20 protein-coding genes are annotated in these 21,438 nt (G+C 71.1%); 10 read left to right on the top strand and 10 right to left on the bottom strand.

Annotated features, from left to right (window positions below):
• Positions 1 to 56: 56 nt before the first annotated feature.
• From OG787_RS20165 to folE, 5 genes are all read left to right on the top strand, one after another.
• On the top strand, positions 57 to 1,190 hold the full coding sequence (locus OG787_RS20165; protein ID WP_369034081.1) for a zinc-dependent metalloprotease: 1,134 nt from the start codon (positions 57 to 59) through the stop codon (positions 1,188 to 1,190).
• A gap of 190 nt (positions 1,191 to 1,380) precedes the next feature.
• Entirely contained in the window at positions 1,381 to 2,427 is a 1,047-nt protein-coding gene (gene tilS, locus OG787_RS20160) for a tRNA lysidine(34) synthetase TilS (protein WP_369034080.1), read from the top strand.
• A gap of 53 nt (positions 2,428 to 2,480) precedes the next feature.
• Entirely contained in the window at positions 2,481 to 3,041 is a 561-nt protein-coding gene (gene hpt, locus OG787_RS20155; RefSeq protein WP_330290223.1) for a hypoxanthine phosphoribosyltransferase, read from the top strand.
• 197 nt (positions 3,042 to 3,238) lie between these two features.
• Positions 3,239 to 5,275 carry an ATP-dependent zinc metalloprotease FtsH gene (ftsH, locus tag OG787_RS20150; protein ID WP_369034105.1) on the top strand — a complete coding sequence of 679 codons (2,037 nt, stop codon included), beginning with the start codon at positions 3,239 to 3,241 and terminating at the stop codon, positions 5,273 to 5,275.
• Between the two features lie 148 nt (positions 5,276 to 5,423).
• Positions 5,424 to 6,029, top strand: coding sequence for a GTP cyclohydrolase I FolE (gene folE, locus OG787_RS20145; RefSeq protein WP_369034079.1), 606 nt, complete (start codon positions 5,424 to 5,426; stop codon positions 6,027 to 6,029).
• 76 nt (positions 6,030 to 6,105) lie between these two features.
• Here the strand turns inward: folE and OG787_RS20140 are convergent, their stop codons facing one another.
• From OG787_RS20140 to OG787_RS20115, 6 genes are all read right to left on the bottom strand, one after another.
• Complete coding sequence (locus OG787_RS20140) at positions 6,106 to 6,570, bottom strand: DUF3180 domain-containing protein (RefSeq protein ID WP_389355982.1); 465 nt, start codon at positions 6,568 to 6,570, stop codon at positions 6,106 to 6,108.
• Between the two features lie 80 nt (positions 6,571 to 6,650).
• A complete protein-coding gene (gene folK, locus OG787_RS20135) occupies positions 6,651 to 7,262 on the bottom strand; it encodes a 2-amino-4-hydroxy-6-hydroxymethyldihydropteridine diphosphokinase (RefSeq protein ID WP_405535929.1) in 612 nt (203 codons plus the stop codon).
• Complete coding sequence (folB, locus tag OG787_RS20130; protein WP_405535928.1) at positions 7,259 to 7,618, bottom strand: dihydroneopterin aldolase; 360 nt, start codon at positions 7,616 to 7,618, stop codon at positions 7,259 to 7,261. The genes folK and folB overlap by 4 nt, the downstream gene beginning before the upstream one ends.
• A gap of 245 nt (positions 7,619 to 7,863) precedes the next feature.
• A complete protein-coding gene (locus OG787_RS20125; protein WP_369034077.1) occupies positions 7,864 to 8,367 on the bottom strand; it encodes a nuclear transport factor 2 family protein in 504 nt (167 codons plus the stop codon).
• A complete protein-coding gene (gene folP, locus OG787_RS20120; RefSeq protein WP_405535927.1) occupies positions 8,364 to 9,260 on the bottom strand; it encodes a dihydropteroate synthase in 897 nt (298 codons plus the stop codon). Before folP ends, OG787_RS20125 begins: the two co-directional genes overlap by 4 nt.
• A gap of 94 nt (positions 9,261 to 9,354) precedes the next feature.
• Positions 9,355 to 11,163 carry a phosphatidylglycerol lysyltransferase domain-containing protein gene (locus OG787_RS20115; RefSeq protein ID WP_369034075.1) on the bottom strand — a complete coding sequence of 603 codons (1,809 nt, stop codon included), beginning with the start codon at positions 11,161 to 11,163 and terminating at the stop codon, positions 9,355 to 9,357.
• Positions 11,164 to 11,395: 232 nt separating this feature from the next.
• Between OG787_RS20115 and OG787_RS20110 the strand changes: the two genes are divergently transcribed.
• Positions 11,396 to 12,517 carry an alpha/beta hydrolase gene (locus OG787_RS20110; protein WP_405535926.1) on the top strand — a complete coding sequence of 374 codons (1,122 nt, stop codon included), beginning with the start codon at positions 11,396 to 11,398 and terminating at the stop codon, positions 12,515 to 12,517.
• Between the two features lie 134 nt (positions 12,518 to 12,651).
• On the top strand, positions 12,652 to 13,992 hold the full coding sequence (locus OG787_RS20105) for a hypothetical protein (protein WP_369034073.1): 1,341 nt from the start codon (positions 12,652 to 12,654) through the stop codon (positions 13,990 to 13,992).
• A 31-nt stretch (positions 13,993 to 14,023) separates the two neighbouring features.
• Here the strand turns inward: OG787_RS20105 and OG787_RS20100 are convergent, their stop codons facing one another.
• Both OG787_RS20100 and OG787_RS20095 read right to left on the bottom strand, forming a co-directional pair.
• Positions 14,024 to 15,361, bottom strand: a complete 1,338-nt coding sequence (locus OG787_RS20100) for a PH domain-containing protein (protein WP_405535925.1) — start codon at positions 15,359 to 15,361, stop codon at positions 14,024 to 14,026.
• A complete protein-coding gene (locus OG787_RS20095; RefSeq protein WP_405535924.1) occupies positions 15,358 to 15,873 on the bottom strand; it encodes a PH domain-containing protein in 516 nt (171 codons plus the stop codon). Before OG787_RS20095 ends, OG787_RS20100 begins: the two co-directional genes overlap by 4 nt.
• A 31-nt stretch (positions 15,874 to 15,904) precedes the next feature.
• Here OG787_RS20095 and OG787_RS20090 point away from each other — a divergent pair, with 31 nt between their 5' ends.
• Complete coding sequence (locus tag OG787_RS20090; protein ID WP_369034070.1) at positions 15,905 to 17,065, top strand: NADH-quinone oxidoreductase subunit D; 1,161 nt, start codon at positions 15,905 to 15,907, stop codon at positions 17,063 to 17,065.
• Positions 17,066 to 17,089: 24 nt separating this feature from the next.
• Here the strand turns inward: OG787_RS20090 and OG787_RS20085 are convergent, their stop codons facing one another.
• Positions 17,090 to 18,103, bottom strand: a complete 1,014-nt coding sequence (locus OG787_RS20085; protein WP_405535923.1) for an SAM-dependent methyltransferase — start codon at positions 18,101 to 18,103, stop codon at positions 17,090 to 17,092.
• Between the two features lie 131 nt (positions 18,104 to 18,234).
• Between OG787_RS20085 and OG787_RS20080 the strand changes: the two genes are divergently transcribed.
• Both OG787_RS20080 and OG787_RS20075 read left to right on the top strand, forming a co-directional pair.
• Positions 18,235 to 19,437 carry a sensor histidine kinase gene (locus OG787_RS20080; RefSeq protein WP_369034068.1) on the top strand — a complete coding sequence of 401 codons (1,203 nt, stop codon included), beginning with the start codon at positions 18,235 to 18,237 and terminating at the stop codon, positions 19,435 to 19,437.
• A gap of 53 nt (positions 19,438 to 19,490) precedes the next feature.
• Positions 19,491 to 20,162: a response regulator gene (locus OG787_RS20075; protein WP_369034104.1), complete on the top strand. Its 672-nt coding sequence runs from the start codon at positions 19,491 to 19,493 to the stop codon at positions 20,160 to 20,162.
• On the opposite strand, the gene OG787_RS20070 is transcribed toward OG787_RS20075, so the two are convergent.
• Positions 20,123 to 21,319, bottom strand: a complete 1,197-nt coding sequence (locus OG787_RS20070) for a threonine aldolase family protein (protein ID WP_405535922.1) — start codon at positions 21,317 to 21,319, stop codon at positions 20,123 to 20,125. The genes OG787_RS20075 and OG787_RS20070 overlap by 40 nt on opposite strands.
• Between the last annotated feature and the right edge of the window lie 119 nt (positions 21,320 to 21,438).

The raw sequence follows: 21,438 nt of genomic DNA, 5'->3' as shown, positions 1-21,438 counted from the left end.
CCTTGCCGACCTCGCCGCCCTGCCCCCGGAGGGCACCGCTCACGTACCGTTGACGCATGACGAGCATCGGTGGTGCGGCATCTGCTGGGATGGTCGACTGGAATCTCGCGGTGGCGACCGCGACCCGGCTGGTGAGGCCGGGCCCGGAGGTGAGCCGTGACGAGGCCCGGGCCATCGTCGCGGAGCTGCGGCGGCACGCGAAGGCGTCCGAGGAGCACGTCCGGGGGTTCACCCGGATGGGGACCGACGCCGTCCACGACACCCCCGTACTCGTCGTCGACCGCCCGGGCTGGGTGCGGGCGAACGTCGCCGGGTTCCGTGAGGTGCTCAGGCCGCTGCTCGGCAAGATGGAGGAACGACGCGGGAGTTCACCGGGCGGGGCCGTGCTCGGCGCGGTCGGCGGCAAGGTCACCGGCGTCGAACTGGGGATGCTGCTGTCGTTCCTGTCGTCGCGGGTTCTCGGCCAGTACGAGACCTTCGCCCCGGCCACCCGCGACCTGCCGGCGGGCGCCAACGGCGGCGGCCGGCTGCTCCTCGTCGCGCCGAACATCGTGCACGTGGAGCGCGAACTCGACGTACAGCCCCACGACTTCCGGCTCTGGGTGTGTCTGCACGAGGAGACGCACCGCACCCAGTTCACCGGCGTGCCCTGGCTGCGCGACCACCTGGAGGGCGAAATCCAGTCGTTCTTGGGGGAGACCGACGTCGACCCCACGACGTTCCTGGAGCGCATCAGGGAGGCCGCCCAGTCCCTCGCGGGCGGCCGGCCGGAGGGCGAGGAGGACGACGGCGGACGTTCCCTGGTCGAGCTGGTGCAGACGCCGGCCCAGCGGGAGATCCTCGGCCGGCTCACCGCGGTCATGTCCCTCCTGGAGGGGCACGCCGATTTCGTGATGGACGGAGTGGGCCCCGCGGTGGTGCCCTCCGTGGCCGAGATCCGGGAGAAATTCCAGCAACGACGGGCCAAGGGCGCCTCCCGCCTGGACCTCGCGCTGCGCAAGCTGCTCGGTCTCGATGCCAAACTCAAGCAGTACCGTGACGGCGAACGCTTCGTCCGCGCGGTCGTCGACCAGGTCGGCATGGACGGCTTCAACCGCGTCTGGACCTCCCCGAACACCCTCCCGACGAAGGCGGAGATCGCCAAACCGGCGGACTGGGTCGCGAGGGTGCACCGCAAGGCGGAATCGTGAGCCCATGGGGTACGTGGTGAACGAATCCGGCCGACGGCAGGTGAACGCCCCTTCAATCACCCGTCCGAGGGACCGTGGGGCATGGGTAGGCGTGCAATGCTCGGGGAACGGCCCGTTTCTGTCACCATCTACACACTCTGAGTGACCGGAATCGGCTCACCCCCCGAAAACTTCATGAAGGGAACCGGACATGGGTCCCCATCCTGCGGTCGCGGCGATACGCCTGGCGGTTCGCCGCGCCCTCCACGACATCCTCAGCGGGCACCACACCCCGCACGCTCAGCACGCCACGCTCCTCCCCGGCCCCACTACACCTGGCGAGTCCTCCCCGCTCGTCCTCGTGGCGTGCTCCGGCGGCGCCGACTCCATGGCGCTCGCCTCCGCTCTCGCGTTCGAAGCGCCCAAACTCGGCCTGCGCGCCGGGGGCGTGACCGTCGACCACGGCCTACAGCCCGGCTCCGACCTCCGCGCCGACGAGGTCGTCCTGCGGCTGACCGAACTCGGCCTCGCCCCGGTCGAGTCGATCGCCGTCACCGTCGGCCGTGAGGGCGGCCCCGAGGCCGCCGCCCGCGACGCCCGGTACGCCGCCCTGGACGCCGCCGCCGAGCGCCACGGCGCCGCCGCCGTCCTCCTCGGCCACACCCGCGACGACCAGGCCGAAACCGTCCTGCTCGGTCTCGCCCGCGGCTCCGGCATCCGCTCCCTCTCCGGAATGGCCGCGGTCTCGGGGGCCGACGGCCGTTATCGCCGGCCCTTCCTCCAGCTCGACCGGCAGACCGCCCGCAAGGCGTGCATGGTCCAGTCCCTCCCGGTCTGGGACGACCCGCACAACGCCGACCCGGCCTACACCCGGTCCCGGCTGCGCCACGAGGGCCTGCCCGCCCTGGAGAAAGCCCTCGGCAAGGGCGTCGTCGAGGCGCTCGCCCGTACGGCCCAGCTCTCCCGCGACGACGCCGACGCCCTCGACACCTGGGCCCGCCAGGCCGAGGCCTCCGTACGGGACGCGGCGGGCCTCCTGGAGTGCGCCAAGCTGTACGCCCTGCCGCCCGCCGTACGCCGCCGCATCCTGCGCAGCGCCGCCATCGAGGCGGGCGCTCCGGCCGGTTCGCTGTTCGCCCGCCACATCGAGGAAGTCGACCGGCTGATCACCGGTTGGCGCGGTCAGGGAGCCATCAATCTCCCCGGCCGGGTCGTCGCCCAGCGGCAGGGTGGCAGACTGGTGATTCGGCAAGGCTGAATCCCACCCCCCTTCCGAGAGGGGCCGGGCAGCAGGTGGGACGACCGAAAGTGATGCGGGTGGACGCGAAAGACATGGGTGCCGACCTCAAGTCGGTGCTCATCACCAAGGAAGAGATCGACGCGAAGCTCGTGGAGCTGGCAGCGAAGATCGACGCGGAGTACGCGGGCAAGGACCTGCTGATCGTCGGTGTCCTCAAGGGCGCGGTGATGGTCATGGCCGACCTGGCCCGGGCGCTGTCCACCCCCGTCACCATGGACTGGATGGCCGTGTCGTCGTACGGCGCGGGCACCCAGTCCTCCGGTGTGGTGCGGATCCTCAAGGACCTCGACACCGACATCAAGGGCAAGCACGTCCTCATCGTCGAGGACATCATCGACTCCGGGCTGACCCTGTCCTGGCTGATCTCCAACCTCGGCTCCCGCGAGCCCGAGTCGCTGAAGATCTGCACCCTGCTGCGCAAGCCGGAGGCCGCGAAGGTCGCCATCGACGTGGAGTGGGTCGGCTTCGACATCCCGAACGAGTTCGTGATCGGTTACGGCCTCGACTACGCGGAGAAGTACCGCAACCTTCCGTTCGTCGGTACGCTCGCGCCTCACGTCTACGGCGGCTGAGCCAAAGGGCCGGTCCTCTCGGACGTCCGGGAACCCCGGAGGGTTCCGCGCCGTTGGAGCTTGCGTGGACGTGATTGCCAGCCCGCCCGTGCGCCTTCGGGCAACAAAGCTGGGGTACCGTCCGAAGAGCAGTCTTTAGAACAGTCTTTATCAAACTCACTATGGCAGGAGGGACGGGGCGGCACCGCTCCGTATGGATGGACGTGAAGCGATACTTCCGTGGGCCGGTCATGTGGATCGTGCTGGCCGTCCTTGCCGTGGTCGTGTTGATGCAGGTCGTCGGCTCGTCCGGCGGCTACAAGACGGTGGACACCGGCCAGGTCGTCCAGGCGATCAATGACAACAAGGTCGAGCAGGCCAAGATCACCACCGGTGACGAGCAGGTCATCAAGGTCCAGCTCAAGGACGGCCAAAAGGTCGAGGGCAGCTCGAAGATCCAGGCGAGCTACATCGGCGACCAGGGCGTCAACCTGGCGAACACTCTCCAGGACAAGTTCCAGAACAAGCAGATTCCGGACGGCTACACGGTCTCCCCGACCAAGCAGAACGCGTTCGTGGGCATTCTGCTGTCGCTGCTCCCCTTCGTCCTCATCGTCGTCGTGTTCCTGTTCCTGATGAACCAGATGCAGGGCGGCGGCTCCCGAGTCATGAACTTCGGGAAGTCCAAGGCCAAGCTCATCACCAAGGACACCCCGAAGACGACGTTCGCGGACGTCGCGGGCTCGGACGAGGCCGTCGAGGAACTGCACGAGATCAAGGAGTTCCTCCAGGAGCCGGCCAAGTTCCAGGCCGTCGGCGCCAAGATCCCCAAGGGTGTGCTCCTCTACGGGCCTCCCGGTACGGGCAAGACGCTGCTCGCGCGTGCCGTCGCGGGCGAGGCGGGCGTTCCGTTCTACTCGATCTCGGGTTCCGACTTCGTCGAGATGTTCGTCGGTGTCGGTGCCTCCCGGGTCCGTGACCTCTTCGAGCAGGCCAAGGCGAACGCTCCGGCGATCGTCTTCGTCGACGAGATCGACGCGGTCGGCCGCCATCGCGGCGCCGGCCTCGGCGGTGGTCACGACGAGCGCGAGCAGACGCTCAACCAGCTGCTCGTCGAGATGGACGGCTTCGACGTCAAGGGTGGTGTGATTCTCATCGCAGCCACCAACCGTCCCGACATCCTCGACCCGGCGCTGCTGCGTCCCGGCCGTTTCGACCGCCAGATCGCGGTCGACCGCCCGGACATGATCGGCCGACTGGAGATCCTCAAGGTTCACCAGAAGGGCAAGCCGGTCGCTCCGGACGTCGACCTGTCGGCGGTCGCCCGTCGCACGCCGGGCTTCACCGGCGCGGACCTGAGCAACGTCCTCAACGAGGCCGCGCTGCTCACCGCCCGCGGCGACAAGAAGCTGATCGACAACGCGTCGCTGGACGAGGCGATCGACCGTGTCGTGGCGGGTCCGCAGAAGCGGACCCGGATCATGTCGGACAAGGAAAAGAAGATCACCGCGTACCACGAGGGCGGCCACGCCCTGGTCGCGGCGGCCTCCCCGAACTCCGACCCGGTCCACAAGATCACGATCCTGTCCCGCGGCCGGGCCCTCGGTTACACGATGGTGCTCCCGGACGAGGACAAGTACTCCACCACTCGCAACGAGATGCTCGACCAGCTCGCCTACATGCTGGGTGGCCGGGCGGCGGAGGAACTGGTCTTCCACGACCCGACGACGGGTGCCGCGAACGACATCGAGAAGGCCACGGCAACGGCCCGCGCGATGGTCACGCAGTACGGCATGACCGAGCGCCTCGGCGCGATCAAGTTCGGCGGCGACAACACCGAGCCCTTCCTGGGCCGGGAGATGTCGCACCCGCGCGACTACTCGGAAGAGGTCGCCGCGCTCGTCGACGAAGAGGTCAAGAAGCTCATCGAGAACGCGCACAACGAGGCCTGGGAGATCCTGGTCGAGAACCGCGACGTGCTCGACGCGCTGGTGCTTCAGCTGCTGGAGAAGGAGACGCTGAGCAAGGAGCAGATCGCCGAGATCTTCGCTCCCATCGTGAAGCGCCCGGCCCGCCCCGCGTGGACCGGCTCCTCCCGCCGTACGCCGTCCACCCGCCCGCCGGTGCTCTCCCCCAAGGAGCTGTCGCTGACGAACGGGACGAACGGCTCGGCCCCGGCGATCACCACCAAGGCCGGAGCCACCGAGTCCGTCCCCGTGACGGAGCCGGTGCCGGAGGACCGCACGGAGAGCTGATCCCGGCTCTCCCGCCTCCTCCCGCTCAGTGGGCCCGGAATGGATGCCGTGTCCCTCAGGTTCTAGCCTGGGGGACGCGGCATTTCGGTATGTCCGCACGTGCGACGCGTGGTCCACACGCGTGACAGGGACAGGAACGAGGCACCAGATGACCGACCCCGTGACGCTGGACGGCGAAGGCACGATCGGCGAGTTCGACGAGAAGCGGGCGGAGAACGCCGTACGCGAACTGCTGATCGCGGTTGGTGAGGACCCGGACCGCGAGGGCCTGCGGGAGACGCCGGGGCGGGTGGCGCGGGCGTACCGGGAGATATTCGCGGGGCTGTGGCAGAAGCCCGAGGACGTCCTGACGACGACGTTCGACCTGGGGCACGACGAGATGGTGCTGGTGAAGGACATCGAGGTGCTGTCTTCCTGCGAGCATCACCTGGTGCCGTTCGTCGGGGTCGCCCACGTCGGCTACATCCCGTCCGTCGACGGCAAGATCACCGGGCTGTCGAAGCTGGCCCGGCTGGTGGATGTCTATGCCCGTCGACCGCAGGTGCAGGAACGACTCACCACGCAGATCGCCGACTCCCTGATGGAGATCCTGGAGCCGCGTGGGGTGATCGTCGTCGTGCAGTGCGAGCACATGTGCATGTCGATGCGGGGGGTTCGGAAGCCGGGGGCGAAGACGATCACTTCGGCGGTTCGGGGGCAGTTGCGGGATCCTGCCACTCGTAACGAGGCGATGAGTTTGATCATGGCTCGCTGAGTCCTTCGGCTGCGGGGCCGTTGTGGCTGGTCGCGCAGTTCCCCGCGCCCCTTTGGGGCGCTCCTCCCCGGCCTGTTCACGCCGCTGGCGCCGTGCCCGCGTTGTTGTCGTCGTCCTCCGGGAGTTTGCAGACCCGTTCCAGGAAGAAGGCTGCCGCTATGACCGCGATGCCTGCCAGGACCGAGAAGCCGGCGTAGATGGCCTGGTCCCGGCGGGCGGGGATGTCCAGGGACTCCAGGAGGAAGACGCCCGTGCCGCCGTACATTCCGGCGACCAGGGCGGCCACCAGGGCGCTGGCCTGGCCGAAGACGACCGCGCGGGCGGCCATCAGTGGGTCGACGCCCTTGGCGCCGGGGCGGCGGTCGCGCTGGGCCTTGAGGCGGGCGCGGAGGGAGAGGGCTGTGGCCAGCAGGACCGCGGCGATCAGGGCGAGGACGATGGGGGCGGCCAGCGGGACGCTCGGGAGTGTCCCCACCGAGTTCCACAGCCGGGCGCCCGCCCAGGAGAGCACTCCGGCGACCACGAACACGCCGGCCAGCATCTTGACGTGCAGCTCTCTCACGGTGTCCCTTCAGCTCCCCGGACCGGACCACCGACCTGTGGCCGTCATGACCTTAACGGCTATTCCGGCAGCTGGAGTTCCAGGTCGGCGCGGGGCGCGACACCGTCGAGGGCGACCTTCTCCAGGAGCGCCGCCACCGGGCCGCGGCCGGGCAGCTGGGCCTCGGGGTCCACGTCGTGCCAGGGGGCGAGGACGAAGGCCCGCTCGTGGGCGCGCGGGTGGGGGAGGGTGAGGACCGGGTCGTCGGAGACCTCGTCGGCGTAGGCGACGATGTCGACGTCGATCGTGCGCGGGCCCCAGCGCTCCTCGCGGACGCGGTGGAAGGCCTCCTCGACGGCGTGGGCGCGCTCCAGGAGCGAGGACGGGGGGAGCGTCGTCTTCAGGACGACCACCGCGTTGAAGTACGACGGCTGGCTGCCCTCGGGGACGCCCCACGGCTCCGTCTCGTACACCGGGGAGACCGCTTTGACGCGGACGCCCGGGGTGTCCTCCAGGGCGTCGATGGCCCCCTGGAGGGTTTCCAGGCGGTTGCCGAGGTTCGAGCCCAGGGAGATGACGGCGCGCTTCGGGTTGTGCAGGGTGGTGTCGGCGGCGTCCACCTGCTGGACGACGGAGGCGGGCACCGGCTGGACGGTCGGGTCGCTCTGACTCTCGGTGAACGAGGCGGTCATACTCGGCTCCGGGTGATGGTGATGGTCACGTCGTCGAAGGGGACCGTGATCGGCGCGTCCGGTTTGTGGACGCACACCTCGACCTCCCGGACCCCCTGGTGCTTCAGACAGACCTGCGCGATGCGTTCGGCGAGCGTCTCGATGAGATCGACGGGCTCGCCCTCGACGACGGCCACGACCTCCTCCGCCACGATGCCGTAGTGCACGGTCTTCGCCAGGTCGTCGTCGGCCGCGGCCGGACGGGTGTCCAGGCCGAGGGAGAGGTCCACGACGAAGGTCTGGCCCTCTTCCCGCTCCTGGGGGAACACGCCGTGGTGTCCACGGGCCCTCAGGCCGCGCAGCGCGACACGATCCACGCGAATCACTCCTGCAATCGTCGTTGGCGGCCGCTTCGGACCGGGTGCGCCCGGCCCGTCAGCCACTTCCGAATCTACCCGCGGGCACTGACAGCGCTCGCCCCACGAGGGGCCCGTCCACGTGATGGTCAAGAGGGTTCATCGGGTGTTTCCCCGTGGGAACACGGCTGCTCACGGGCTGGTAGCCGCACTTACCCCGTGTTCGTGATTCCAACCACGTTCGGCGGGCTTCGGCCACGTTCGGCTCAGGAGGGTGTGTCGTCCGCCTCGTCCTCGTCGGTCTCGGCGAGGACCGGGGAGGCGTGGTGTGACCAGAGCTTCCAGCCGACGGGCGTACGGCGGAACACGTTGGTGGCGACGACCAGCTGGCCGACCAGTGGCCCCAGCTCGTCGCTGTCCTCGGGTGCCGGGCCGCCGCTGAGGATGTTCTCGGTGCAGGTCACCAGGGCGGTGTCGCCGGTCACGGAGACGTGGACGTCGGTCAGGAAGAACTGGATGTACTCGGTGTTCGCCATGATCAACGCGTAGGAGCGCAGCACCTCGCCGCGTCCGGTCAGCACCGGCCAGCCCGGGTGCACGCAGGAGACCACGCCGGTCTCCGCCGGGTCGTGGTACTCCTCGTCGACGCCCAGGTCGGCGGGGGTCAGCCAGAGCGAGGACAGTTCCTCGAAGTCGCCCTGTTCCAGCGCCTCGTAGAAGGCGGTGTTGGCGAGTTCGACCTGCTCGACGTCGGTGTGGGGCGCGCTCACCGGGCTCCCTCTGCGCTGCGGACGGCTTCCGCGTCGCGGGCCCACTCCACCGCGCGGGCGACCCGTACGGCGTCGGCGGTCGCGCGGACCTCGTGCACGCGGACCGCCCAGGCGCCCTGGTGGGCGGCGAGCGCGGAGACGGCGGCGGTGGCGGCGTCGCGCTCCCGCGCGGGCGGCGGGGCGCCCTCGGGGCCGGCCAGTACGCGGCCCAGGAACCGTTTGCGGGACGCGGCGACCAGGAGGGGGTGGCCCAGGCCGTGCAGCCGGTCGAGGTGGGCCAGGAGGGCCAGGTCGTGATCGGCGCCCTTGGAGAAGCCGAGACCCGGGTCCACGACGATCCGGTCGGGGGCGACACCGCCGGCCAGTACGGCGTCCACGCGCGCGTGCAGCTCGTCGACGACCTCGGAGACGACGTCCGCGTACACGCCCTTGATGTTGCCGCCCTCCAGGAAGCCGCGCCAGTGCATGACGACGAAGGGGGCGCCGGAGTCCGCGACGACCGGGATCATCGCGGGGTCCGCGAGGCCGCCGCTGACGTCGTTGACGAGGACGGCGCCCGCCGCGAGCGCCTGTTCGGCGACCGAGGCGCGCATGGTGTCGACGGAGACGGTGACGCCCTCGGCGGCGAGGCCGCGGACCACGGGGACGACGCGCTTGAGTTCCTCGGCCTCGTCGACGCGGGTGGCGCCGGGGCGGGTGGACTCGCCGCCGACGTCCACCAGGTCGGCGCCCTCGGTGACCAGGTCGAGGCCGTGTTTGACGGCGTTGGTCGTGTCGAACCAGCGGCCGCCGTCGGAGAAGGAGTCCGGGGTCACGTTCACGACGCCCATGACCGCGCAGCGGTCCCAGGCCGGGAGGCCGACGACCCGGCCGCGTCCGCTGTGGTTGTTCATGCGTTCAGCGTAGGCCCCCGGCGGTTTGGCGGGATCTGTCGGTGCGGGTGCGTTGTGGTTTGTGCCGTTGTTTCCCACCCGCCCGCCCTTCTCGTCACGCCGCGCGTACCGTCCCTCTGTCCGACACCCCGTGGGCGCACGGGCGCCGGGACGCGGTGCGGCGGCGCAGGAGCCGGGGGAGGGCCAGGTTCACGAAGCCCTCCGCCTGCATGGCGGCCAGGCCGATGCGGGGGAGGTCGCTGGAGGTGCGGTAGACCACGAAGCGGGGTTCCCAGCGGGGGCGGAACTTCGCGTTGAACTTGTACAGGGACTCGATCTGGAACCAGCGGGACAGGAACACCAGCAGGCCGCGCCAGGCGCGTAGGACAGGACCCGCGCCGATCTTCTCGCCGCGGGCCAGGGCCGAGCGGAACATGGCGAAGTTGAGGGAGACACGGGCGACGCCGAGGCGCGGGGCGGCCTCCAGGGCGGCCACGATGAGCAGTTCGTTCATGCCGGGGTCGGCCGAGCGGTCGCGTCGCATCAGGTCCAGGGAGACACCGTCGGTGCCCCACGGCACGAAGTGCAGGATCGCCTTCAGGTCGCCGTACGGGCCGGGCTGCTCGTCGGTCTTGTGGGCGGTGGCGATCAGGCAGTCGCCGTCTTCCGGGTCGCCGATGCGGCCCAGGGCCATGGAGAAGCCGCGCTCGGTGTCGGTGCCGCGCCAGTCCTCCGCGGCGCGCCTGATCCGCTCCAGCTCGTTCTCCCCGAGGTCACGGATGCGCCGTACCCGGGTTTCGTAGCCCGCGCGTTCGATGCGCTTGACCATCTGGCGCACGTTTCGCATCGCGCGCCCGGAGAGGGAGAAATCCGCGACGTCCACCACCGCCTCGTCGCCCAGTTCGAGGGCGTCGAGGCCGGTCTCGCGGGTCCAGACCTCGCCGCCGGTCTCCGAGCAGCCCATGACCGCGGGGGTCCAGGAGTGGGCCTTGGCCTCGTCCATGAAGCGTTCGATGGCGCCCGGCCAGGCCTCCACGTCGCCGATCGGGTCGCCGCTGGCGAGCATCACGCCGGAGACGACGCGGTAGGTCACCGCCGCCTTGCCGCTGGGGGAGAAGACGACCGCCTTGTCGCGGCGCAGCGCGAAGTGGCCGAGGGAGTCGCGGCGGCCGTGCTTGTCGAGGAGGACGCGCAGCCGGTCCTCGTCCTCCTGGGTGAGGTGCGCGGCCGGGTGTTCGGGCCGGAAGGCGAAGTAGATCGTCGTGATGGCGGTCAGCAGGCCCAGGGCGCCGAGCGAGTAGCCGACGGTCCAGGAGGTGGGCCCGTCGTAGTCGACGGGGCCCTCGAAGCCGAACAGGCCGTACAGGACGTGGGTGATGCGGTCGGCGAGGCTCGGGTCGCCGTACATGCGGTCGCCGTGGGCGCTCACTATGACCAGCCCGAGCGCGAGCGAACCGGCGCTCATCAGCACGAAGTTGGTGAGCGCGCGCCAGCGGCTGCGCGGGTCGGGCAGCGCCTCGAACTCGGTGCGGTGGCGCAGCAGCACCACCAGCAGGAGGACGGAGATGACCAGCCCGACGAGCGAGTGCCGGTAGGTGAACTGGGCCACGGCGCCGGCCGGCAGCAGGGCCACGGCTGCCCGCCAGGCCCGGCGCTTGCGGCGCCTGAGGCCGTGCGCGAGGAGCAGCAGCAGGACGCCGGTGCTGAGCGAGAGCGCGGCGGCGAACGGGCCGAGCGCGCCGGGCAGCACCTCGGCGATCGCGTGCATCCGGCTGTGCCGGAAGCGCGGGAAGACCCCGGCGGCGATGTCGACGAGACCCACCAGCGCACAGGCCCGGGCGACCACCGCGGGGACGGCCTCGGGACGCGGGCCGCTCAGTACGCGCCGTACTCGGCTTGATCGTTCCGGAACCCCGGCCGACATTTCACCATCTGTCCTGACAGACATCGCATCCCGTAGTTCTGCGAGAGACCTGGAATCCGGAGCCAATCCGGCATCCGGCGACATTGCGCCCTCTAGGACGGTGTCTCGGGGGAACAGGTTCATTCCCCCGTGGAAAGCCGTTTCAAAGGACACCCAAAGTCCGGGGCAAGCCGCTGTGAAGGAACGTGAGCGCGGCGGCCGGCGCCGGGGGAGAGAGCGGGCAACAGCAGTCATGGGTCTCACGAGCAGGACAGTGCTGGCGCTGGCGATCCTGGCCGCCGCCCTGTTGTTCATCGGCACGATCGCGTTCTGGCCCCGGCTGGCGCGCCGCAACTGGCGGGCCGTCAGCGGCCGGGCGGTGCTCCTGCTGGCCACCCAGGTCGCGGTGTTCGCCTCGGTCGGTCTCGCCGTCAACCAGAGTTTCGGTTTCTACGCCTCCTGGGACGACCTCCTGGGCAAGGAGACCGACCAGGGCGTGGTCGTCGACCAGAGCAGCGGTGCGCACGGCGGTTTCCAGGTGCTGTCCACCCAGTCGGTGCGGGTGCCGGGCGGTCATCTGCCCAGGGTCGGCGGCCAGATCCAGAAGATCGGCGTCGTCGGCAAGAAGACGGGGATCACCTCTCCGGCGTACGTCTATCTGCCACCGGAGTACTTCCAGCCGCAGTACGCGAAGCGCACCTTCCCGGTCGTGGTCGTGCTCACCGGCTATCCGGGGACCTCCGAGTCCCTCATCACCAAGCTCGACTTCCCGCACACCGCGCACGAGTTGGCGCGCGACGGCAGGGCGCAGCCGATGATCCTGGTGATGCTGCGGCCGACCGTCGCGCCGCCCCGGGACACCGAGTGCGTGGACGTGCCGAACGGGCCGCAGACGGAGACGTTCTTCGCCCAGGACCTGCCCAGGGCCATCGCCGGCCACTACCGGGTCGGGTCGAGGCCCGGGAGCTGGGGCATCATCGGCGACTCCACGGGCGGCTACTGCGCGCTGAAGCTCGCGATGCACCACCCGCGCGTGTACACGGCCGCGGTGGGTCTTTCGCCCTCCTACAAGGCGCCGATCGACGCCACCACGGGAGACCTCTTCCAGGGCGACAAGAAGCTGAAGCGCCACGCGGACCTGGAGTGGTACATCAGGCACATGCCGCCGCCGGACGTCTCCCTGCTGGTCACCACCAGCAGGCACGGAGAGGCCAACTACGGTCCGACGATGCGGTTCGTGGACCTCGTCAAGACGAAGGCCCCGACGAGGATCTCGACGATCGTCCTGGAGAGCGGCGGCCACAACTTCAACACCTGGCGGCGGGAGATCCCCGGCTCGCTGGAGTGGCTGAGTCAGCGGCTGACGGACCGTTGACGTCACGGACGCGCGCGGGAGGGGTGCTTCGAGGCCCGAGGCCAAGGGCCGTACGGCCTGTGAAGGGTCTGGGACGACTGTGTTTTTACCGGGCGGGGCACCAAGATTCGCCTACGCGCGGTAAGTTTCTGGCCATGCCACGTGGACGTCACCGCCATTCACCACCTCTGCACCGGCTGCTGCCTCCAGCGGCGATCGCGGGCGTCTCGCTCGTCTGCGCCCTGGGGCCCTGGGTGTTCACGGATACCGGTGTCCTCCGGGTGATCGCCGCGTTCGCCGCGGCCATCACCGTCGTGGGCGCCGCGGTCATGCGCCGCTGGGACATGGAGGCGGGCAAGCAGGTCGCCGACCTCACGCGCGCGCGGGCGAGCGACGACTGGCGGCACGAGGAGCGCATCGCCGAGCTGGAGACCGACCTGGAGGAGTCCCGCGAGCTGCGCGTCAAGCTGGAACAGAAGCTGCGCGGGAAGCGGGCCGAGTTGCAGGGACTGCGCAACGAGCACGCGGCGCTGCTGCGGCGGTACGCCACGGCGGAGACCGAGCGGGCCAGCGCGCTGGAGGGCCGGCGCCTGCTGGAGCTGGAGGCCGCGGTACCGGCCCAGGGTTCGGGCGCGGACGTCGACGAGGACGTGAAGGCGGGTACGGGGTCGGCGCGGGCGCTTCCGGTCGGCTCCGGCGAGTCGGTGGACCTCGCGGACGAGGCCGACGTGGTGGACTCCGACGCTGCCGCGCTGGACGCGGCGGCGGCCGGCGTCTCGGCGGCCCTGGGCGCGGTCGGCGCGCAGACCACGGGCGACACGGCCGAGACGGACGACGAGTCCGACGAGGAGACCCCGGCGGCACCGGCGGTCTTCTCCCCGGAGGGTTCCTCGCTCTTCCTGCGCGCGCGGGCGGCACTGGCCAGGTTCGACGGCGAGACCCGGACGAAGGCCGACCCGGCCCCCACCGACGTGAAGACGAAGGCGGCGAAGACGGCGGAGATACCCGCTGATGTCGCCGTGGTCTCCGAGGCCGTCTCCGACGGCCCCGCCACCGACAAGGCGGAGGCCGTGCAGGAGGACGAGGCGAAGGGGAAGCCCGAGGCGGCCCGTGGGCACACGAGAGCCGCCGCAACTCCCGCCGAGGCCAAGCCGGCCAAGCCCGTGCGCGGCACCGGGCACTACACCGTGCCGACCGCGGTGGCCGTCGTACCGACGACCGCCCCCGTGCGCAGGCCCACCGCCGAGGGCGGGTTCGACTTCTTCGGTACGCAGAAGGAGCAGGCGTCGGCCGCGCTGGAGTCCGTGCAGAACGAGGACCTCGCCGACGTCGTCGGGCAGGAGGCGCTCGCGCTGCACAAGGCCGAGTCCGAGGCGCAGTTCAAGCCCGCGGACGAGGAGTCGCGCGGGGTCGGCATCGGTCAGGTGATCGACCTGACGGCGCACGACGAGACCGAGCACATCGACCTCCAGGGCCTGCGGAGCGCGGTCTCCTGACGGCAGGTCAGGCCCCGCCCGTACGCACCCGTCACGCCATCCACCGGTCCGGTCGCGCGTCCCGCCGTCCGGTCCGGGACCGCTCCGCCTGATCCCGGAGCAGCTCCGCGGCCTCCTGGGCGTCCCGTAGACCGGCTGTGACGGTCTTGTTGGCCCCCGTGTCCACATGGACGTCCGCGAGGCCCTTGAAGCGCGCCCAGGGCCCTTGCTCCAGCCGTACGGACTGGACCTTGGCGTGCGGGACCAGGGCCAGGCTGCGGCGCAGCAGCCCGTGCCGGGAGACGAAGACGCTGTCGGTGACGGCGATGCCGTAGCCGCGCCACCAGAAGGGCAGGCACCAGCCCGCCCGGCGCGGCGGACGCGACAGCGAGGCGGGCACCTTCACCCCGGGCAGCACCTGGCCTATCACCGCCTCCGCGATCTCGCGGGGCGCCACCGGAACCAGCACCGAGTTCGACGAGCCCGCCACGTCCAGCTCCACCCGGACCCACCCGCGCCGCCGCCACAGCAGCGGCTCCACGATCCGTACGGTCTGCACGCGCCCGGGCGGCACCGTCTCGTGCGTGCGGTCGAGCAGACCGTGGTCGATGCGCAGCCCGTCCGGGGACTCGCCGACCGTCCAGTCGTACTCGGCGACGAACCGCCCCACGCTGCTCGCGCCCGCCGCGCCGAGCAGCGGCACGCCGGTCGCGAGCACCGTCCACAGGCTGTGGGTGGCGAACCAGAGGAACGGCGGTACGACGAGGGCAGCGGCCAGTGAGCCCCAGGTCGCGCCGGTCAGCACCAGGGAGACGGCGAGCACGCGCGCGGGGATGTGCAGCAGCTGCCGTACGGGTGCCTCGCCGACCTCGTGCGCGGTCTCGGGCGCGAACCCGGCCGCGCGGGCGAGCAGTTCGGCCCGCAGGGCACGCGCGTGCCCCTCGCCCAGGTAGGCCAGCTCGTCCTTCTTGTCCGTCCCTACGACGTCCAACTTCAGCTTGGCGACGCCCGCGACCCGGGCCAGCAGCGGCTGGGTGATGTCGACTGCCTGGATGCGTTCGAGCCGGATGTGCGCGGTACGCCGGAACAACAGGCCGGTCCGGATGCGCAGTTCGGTGTCGGTCACCGCGAAGTGGGTGAACCACCAGGTCAGAAAGCCGTACAGGGCCCCGCCCACGACACACACGGCGAGGCCGAGCAGCAGCGTCGTGGTCGTCAGCCGGGTCAGCTGGCGCTGTGCCTGGTCGGGGTCGTGCACCGCCCACCCGATGAGCACGGCGACCGGCGCCCACGCGCGCCGAAGGGGCGTGACGGGATGCAGCCGCTGCTCGACGACCGGCTGCCTGCCGTTCTCTATGGGTACGTCCGTGTCGGTGCCGGGGGTCGTCACAGCCCCGCCGATCGTGCCTCGCCGAGTTCGGTGAGCCGGTCGCGCAGCCGTTCCGCCTCCGCCGGTTCGAGGCCGGGGATGAGCGCGTCGGTCGCGGCGGCGGCCGTGTGCAGCTGCACGCTCGCCAGCCCGAAGTGCCGGGCGACGGGACCGGAGGTCACCTCGACCAGCTGCATCCGCCCGTACGGCACGATCGTCTCCTCGCGCCACAGCACACCCCTGCTGATCAGCAGGTCGTCGGCGCGCTCGGCGTACCGCCAGGAGGCCCAGTTGCGGCCCAGCATCGGCCAGCCCCACAGCAGCAGGGCGAGCGGCAGCAGCGCGAAGGCCGCCCATGCGGGGCCGCAGAGCAGGCCGAGCAGCAGCCCCGTACCGACCGTCAGCGGCGCCAGCCACACCACCAGCAGCAGGCGGCGCATCCGCAGCAGGTCCCGGGGCAGCCCGGTCCACACCGGCTCGTCGTGCGGCTCGCCTCGCGTTTCGCCCGTGGTGTCCGGGCTCCCCGTCTCCATGCCGCAAGCGTACGTACGACAGACTGTGTCCATGAGTCTCACGACGGGTCCCACGGAGACCGTGGTCGGGGTCGGCGGCGCCGCGGAGAGCACCGACATGGTGCTCAACATCGGGCCCCAGCACCCGTCCACGCACGGCGTGCTGCGGCTGCGGCTGGTGCTCGACGGTGAGCGCATCCAGCACGCGGAGCCGGTGATCGGCTATATGCACCGCGGTGCGGAGAAGCTCTTCGAGGCGCGTGACTACCGTCAGATCATCATGCTGGCCAACCGGCACGACTGGCTGTCGGCGTTCTCCAACGAGCTGGGCGTGGTCCTCGCCGTGGAGCGGATGCTCGGCATGGAGGTCCCCACGCGCGCGGTGTGGACGCGCACCCTGCTCGCGGAGCTGAACCGGGTCCTGAACCACCTGATGTTCCTCGGCTCGTACCCGATCGAGCTGGGCGCCATCACCCCGATGTTCTACGCCTTCCGGGAGCGCGAGGAGCTCCAGAACGTCATGGAGGAGGTCTCCGGCGGGCGCATGCACTACATGTTCAACCGCGTGGGCGGCCTCAAGGAGGACCTCCCGGCGGGCTGGTCCACGCGCGCGCGTGCCGCCGTCTCGTCCGTGCGCTCGCGCATGGACCGCTTCGACGACCTGGTCCTCGGCAACGAGATCTTCCGGGGGCGCACGCGCGGTGTGGGCGCGCTCTCGGCGGAGGCGGTGCACGCGTACGGCGTGAGCGGGCCGATCGCGCGCGCCTCGGGCGTGGACTTCGACCTGCGCCGCGACGAGCCGTATCTGGCGTACGGGGAACTCCAGGACACCCTGAAGGTGGTGACCCGGCAGGAGGGCGACTGTCTCGCCCGGTTCGAGTGCCTCCTGGAGCAGACGCACAACGCCCTGGACCTGGCCGACGCCTGCCTCGACCGCATCGCCGAACTGGAGCCCGGCCCGATCAACCAGCGGCTGCCGAAGGTCCTGAAGGCGCCCGAGGGGCACACGTACGCGTGGACCGAGAACCCCCTCGGGATCAACGGCTACTACCTCGTCAGCAAGGGCGAGAAGACCCCGTACCGGCTGAAGCTGCGCTCGGCGTCCTTCAACAACATCCAGGCGCTCACGGAACTGCTGCCCGGGACGCTGGTCTCGGACATGGTGGCGATCCTGGGGTCGCTGTTCTTCGTGGTCGGGGACATCGACAAGTAGCGCAGAGGCCCGAAAAGCGGGTCCTCAGAGGAGCGGGTCGGGGATGCCCGTCGGCTCCACCAGCCACCCGAAGTCCCCGAGCCCGCCCGTCGCCGTCAGCTCGGCGGCCTCTCCCGCGCCCGCCAGGGCCCGTACGTACGCCGCCGGGTCCGTGGACGCCAGGGACAGCGGAGGGCGCCCACCGGCCACCCCGAGGGCGTGCAGGGCCTCCCGCTGGGTCAGCAGGCGGGCTCCCGGCCCCGCGCAGGCGTCCAGCGCCACATGGGCGGTCAGATCGCACGAGCCGTCCGGCACGGGCGTGGTCTCCCGGCCGGCCCGGAAGCCGGTGAGCGTCCCGAAGGGCGGCCGGGCGTCGGCCGTGTGCGCGTAGTCGACGGCGACGGCGAGGCCATGCTCGACGGTGGCTCTGGCGGCGGCCCAGGCGGTGTCCCTGGGGAGCCCGACCTCGGCCCGCGTCCCCGGCTCCGGAGGCAGTGGCCACCACCGCGCCAGCCACTCCGCGTCCGCCCCGGAGACCGGCTCCCCGAGGCGCTCGGTACCGTCCCGTCGTACGAGGACCAGGCGCGGTACGCCCGCCGGGTCCACCTCCGCGACCTCCACGGGGACGTTGTCCAGCCACTCGTTCGCGAACAGCAGCCCCGTGACACCTTCGGGGGGCTCGGGCAGCCACTCGATGCGGTGATCGAGGTCCACGGGGCGGTCGGCCAGCTCGACGGCGTACCCACGCGCGCGTGCCGCCACTTCGGGGGGCAGCGCCCCGAGGACGCCGGTGACGAGTTCGCCCCGGCCCGCGCCCATGTCGACGAAGCCGAGCGACGCGGGCCGGCCCAGCGCCTCGTCGACCCGGCACAGCAGCCGGGCCACGGCACCGGTGAAGAGCGGCGACGCGTGGACGGACGTACGGAAGTGCCCCGCGGGGCCCTCGGGCCGCAGGTAGAACCCCTGCTCGCCGTAGAGCGCCTCCCGCGTCGCCGCACGCCAGCCGTGCCACTCGCCCGCTGTTCCGGCCACCGCCGCGTCCACCGTCTCTCCTGCCACGGGGTCAGGCTAGGGCGCGGACCCCCGCCACCCAGGGGACGGGGTCTCCACCTTGGGGAGTACGCCGGGGCGTTGCGGATCGACCCTCCGGTTGACCCCCGCGCACAGAACGCTTCCCTACTCTGGGTTACGTGCAACGCGTCTATGACTTCCTTCGCAGACACCCGACATGGGTCGACGGCTTCTGGGCCGTCTGCCTGTTCGGGATCTCCGCGCTGGGCGGAGCCGTCGGGAGCGAGACCGGGGTTGCCCAGTCCCGGGTGGCGATCGTCCTGGTGTCGCTCCTGCTGTGCCTGGTGATCGCCCTGCGCCGGCGCGTGCCCGAGCGGATGCTCGTGCTGGCCGCCGTGGTCGGGGTGGTGCAGCTGGCGCTGGACGTCGAGCCCCTGCCCGCGAACTTCGCCATGCTGGTGATCGTCTACACGGTCGCGGTGAACGGGCCCCGCTGGGCCTCGCGGTTCGCGCTGATCGGCGGTCTGTGCGCGGCCCCGCTGGCCCAGCTGCGCTGGCCGGAGAAGGATTCGAGCACCGCGGGCAATCTAGCCCTGGTGGTCTTCCTGGCGGTGCCGTTCGCCCTCGCCTGGGTGCTCGGCGACTCGTTGCGCACCCGCCGCGCCTACTTCGCCCAGCTGGAGGAGCGCGCCGCCCGCCTGGAGAAGGAGCGCGAGGCACAGGCCAAGGTCGCGGTCGCCGCCGAGCGCGCCCGCATCGCCCGCGAGCTGCACGACGTCGTCGCGCACAACGTCTCCGTGATGGTCGTCCAGGCCGACGGCGCCGCCTACGTCCTCGACTCCGCCCCCGAACAGGCCCGCAAGGCCCTGGAGACCATCTCCGGCACCGGCCGCCAGGCCCTCGCCGAGATGCGCCGGCTGCTCGGTGTGCTGCGCACCGGTGAGCACAAGGAGAGCGGGGAGTACGTCCCGCAGCCCGACGTCGAGCAGATCGACGACCTCGTCGAGAAGTGCCGTGGCGCCGGTCTCCCCGTCGACTTCAAGATCGAGGGCACCCCGCGCCCGCTGCCCAGCGGTGTGGAGCTGACGGCGTACCGCATCGTGCAGGAGGCGCTCACCAACACCCGCAAGCACGGCGGCCCGAACACCGGAGCGAGCGTGCGCCTGGTCTACTTCGACGACGGTCTCGGCCTGCTGGTCGAGGACGACGGCAAGGGCGCCCCGCACGAGCTGTACGAGGAGGGCGGCGCCGACGGACAGGGACACGGCCTGATCGGCATGCGCGAGCGCGTCGGCATGGTGGGCGGCACCCTGGACGCGGGCCCGCGCCCGGGCGGCGGATTTCGCATCAGCGCCCTGTTGCCGCTCAAACCCGCTCACTGACACGTGCACGTTCGATATGAGTGTGCATGTTCGATCTACCGGAGGACCCCGCCATGCTCATCCGCGTGATGCTCGTCGACGACCAGGTGCTGCTGCGCACCGGGTTCCGGATGGTGCTCGCCGCCCAGCCGGACATGGAGGTCGTGGCCGAGGCGGGCGATGGCGTCGAGGCCCTCCAGGTGCTGCGGGAGACCGAGGTCGACGTGGTGCTGATGGACGTACGCATGCCGAAGCTCGACGGGGTGGAGACGACCCGGCGCATCTGCCAGGGCGAGAACCCGCCCAAGGTACTGATCCTGACCACCTTCGACCTCGACGAGTACGCCTTCTCCGGGCTGAAGGCGGGCGCCTCCGGCTTCATGCTCAAGGACGTGCCGCCGGGCGAACTCCTCACCGCCATCCGCTCCGTGCACAGCGGCGACGCGGTCGTGGCACCCTCGACGACCCGGCGCCTCCTCGACCGCTTCGCGCCCCTGCTGCCGGGCACCGGCGCGCAGCCCCAGCACAAGGAGCTGGAGCGGCTCACCGGACGCGAGCGCGAGGTCATGATCCTGGTCGCCCAGGGCCTGTCCAACGGCGAGATCGCGGCCCGGCTGGTGCTGTCGGAGGCGACCGTGAAGACCCATGTGGGCCGCATCCTGACCAAGCTGGGCCTGCGGGACCGCGTACAGGTGGTCGTCCTCGCCTACGAGACCGGGCTCGTGCGCGCGGGCGGGGCCGGCTGAGCACGCGCCACGAACTCCGTCACCGCCGCCTTCACGTCGTCCGCCGTCCACTCCAGGCCGGGGGCGCCGACGGTGACCTCGGTGACGGCCAGGCCGGGACCGCCGCGGTCCCAGTAGGCGGCGAACAGATATGTTCCCGTCTCCTCCGCCTGCCGCACCGCCGCCTCCGTCAGCGCGTCGGGATCGTACGGCAGCCAGACCTGGAACTGGTGGGTGTGCGGCTCCTCGGGGTGCACGCGCGCCCACGGCACACCGGCCTCGGCGAAACCCTCCCGCAGCGCGGCGGCCACCACGCGCGCGTGCCGCACGTACTCCGGCAGCCGGGGCAGCTCCCGCTCCAGGCCGACGAGAGCCGACAGCGTCGTGGGGAACTGCTGGAAGATCATGCCGCCGTACCGGTGCCGCCAGGTCTTCGCCTCCTCCACCAGCGTCTTCGGACCGGCCAGCGCCGCACCGCCAAAACCTTCGAGGGACTTGTAGAACGACACGTAGACGCTGTCCGCCAGGCCCGCGATCTCGTCCAGGGGGCGGCCGAAGTGGACGGTGGTCTCCCACAGACGCGCTCCGTCGAAATGCACCACCGCGTCGCGCTCGCGCGCCGCCTCCACGACCTCGGTGAGCTCCTCCCAGGTGGGCAGGACGAACCCGGCGTCCCGGAGCGGCAACTCGAGCATCAGCGTGCCGAAAGGCTCCTCGAAGTCGCGCACCTCGTCGGCTGTGGGCAGCCGGGGCTCGCTGGTCAGGCGTACCGTACGCAATCCGCTGACCTGGCCGAACGCGTTCCGTTCGTGCACTTCGGGGTGGGCCAGGGCGTGCAGGCCGACCGTGGGGCTGCCGGTGCGGGCCGCCCAGCAGCGCAGGGCCACCTGCTGGGCCATCGTGCCCGTGGGGAAGAACGCGGCGCTCTCCGTGCCCAGCAGGGCCGCGACCCGTTCCTCCAGGGCCGCCACGACGCCGTTGCCGTACATGTCCGCGGTCTCGTCGACGTCGTACACCTCAGGCGCGGCCTCCGCCAGCAGCGTGAGCCGCTGTCGGATGGTGTCGGCGAACCCTCCGCGCCACAGCACACGCGGTGCCTCCCGCACCGCGGCCCGGCGCCGCTCCCGCAACCGGTCCTCCGCCGACCGCTCCTCCGTCTGCCCCGCTGTATCGCTCATGCTCCGGATCATCCCGCCCGCCCCGCCGCGCGGGCATCCGTATTTCCGTACCGGACACATTGTGCGCGGCCCGCGACAACCCACAGCCTGTGGACAACCGGACGCCCCTCGGACCGATC

The organism is Streptomyces sp. NBC_00075, assembly GCF_045041225.1.
In the GTDB taxonomy this organism is placed as follows: Bacteria; Actinomycetota; Actinomycetes; order Streptomycetales; family Streptomycetaceae; genus Streptomyces; species Streptomyces adonidis.
This window is presented reverse-complemented; position numbering and strand designations above follow the sequence as displayed.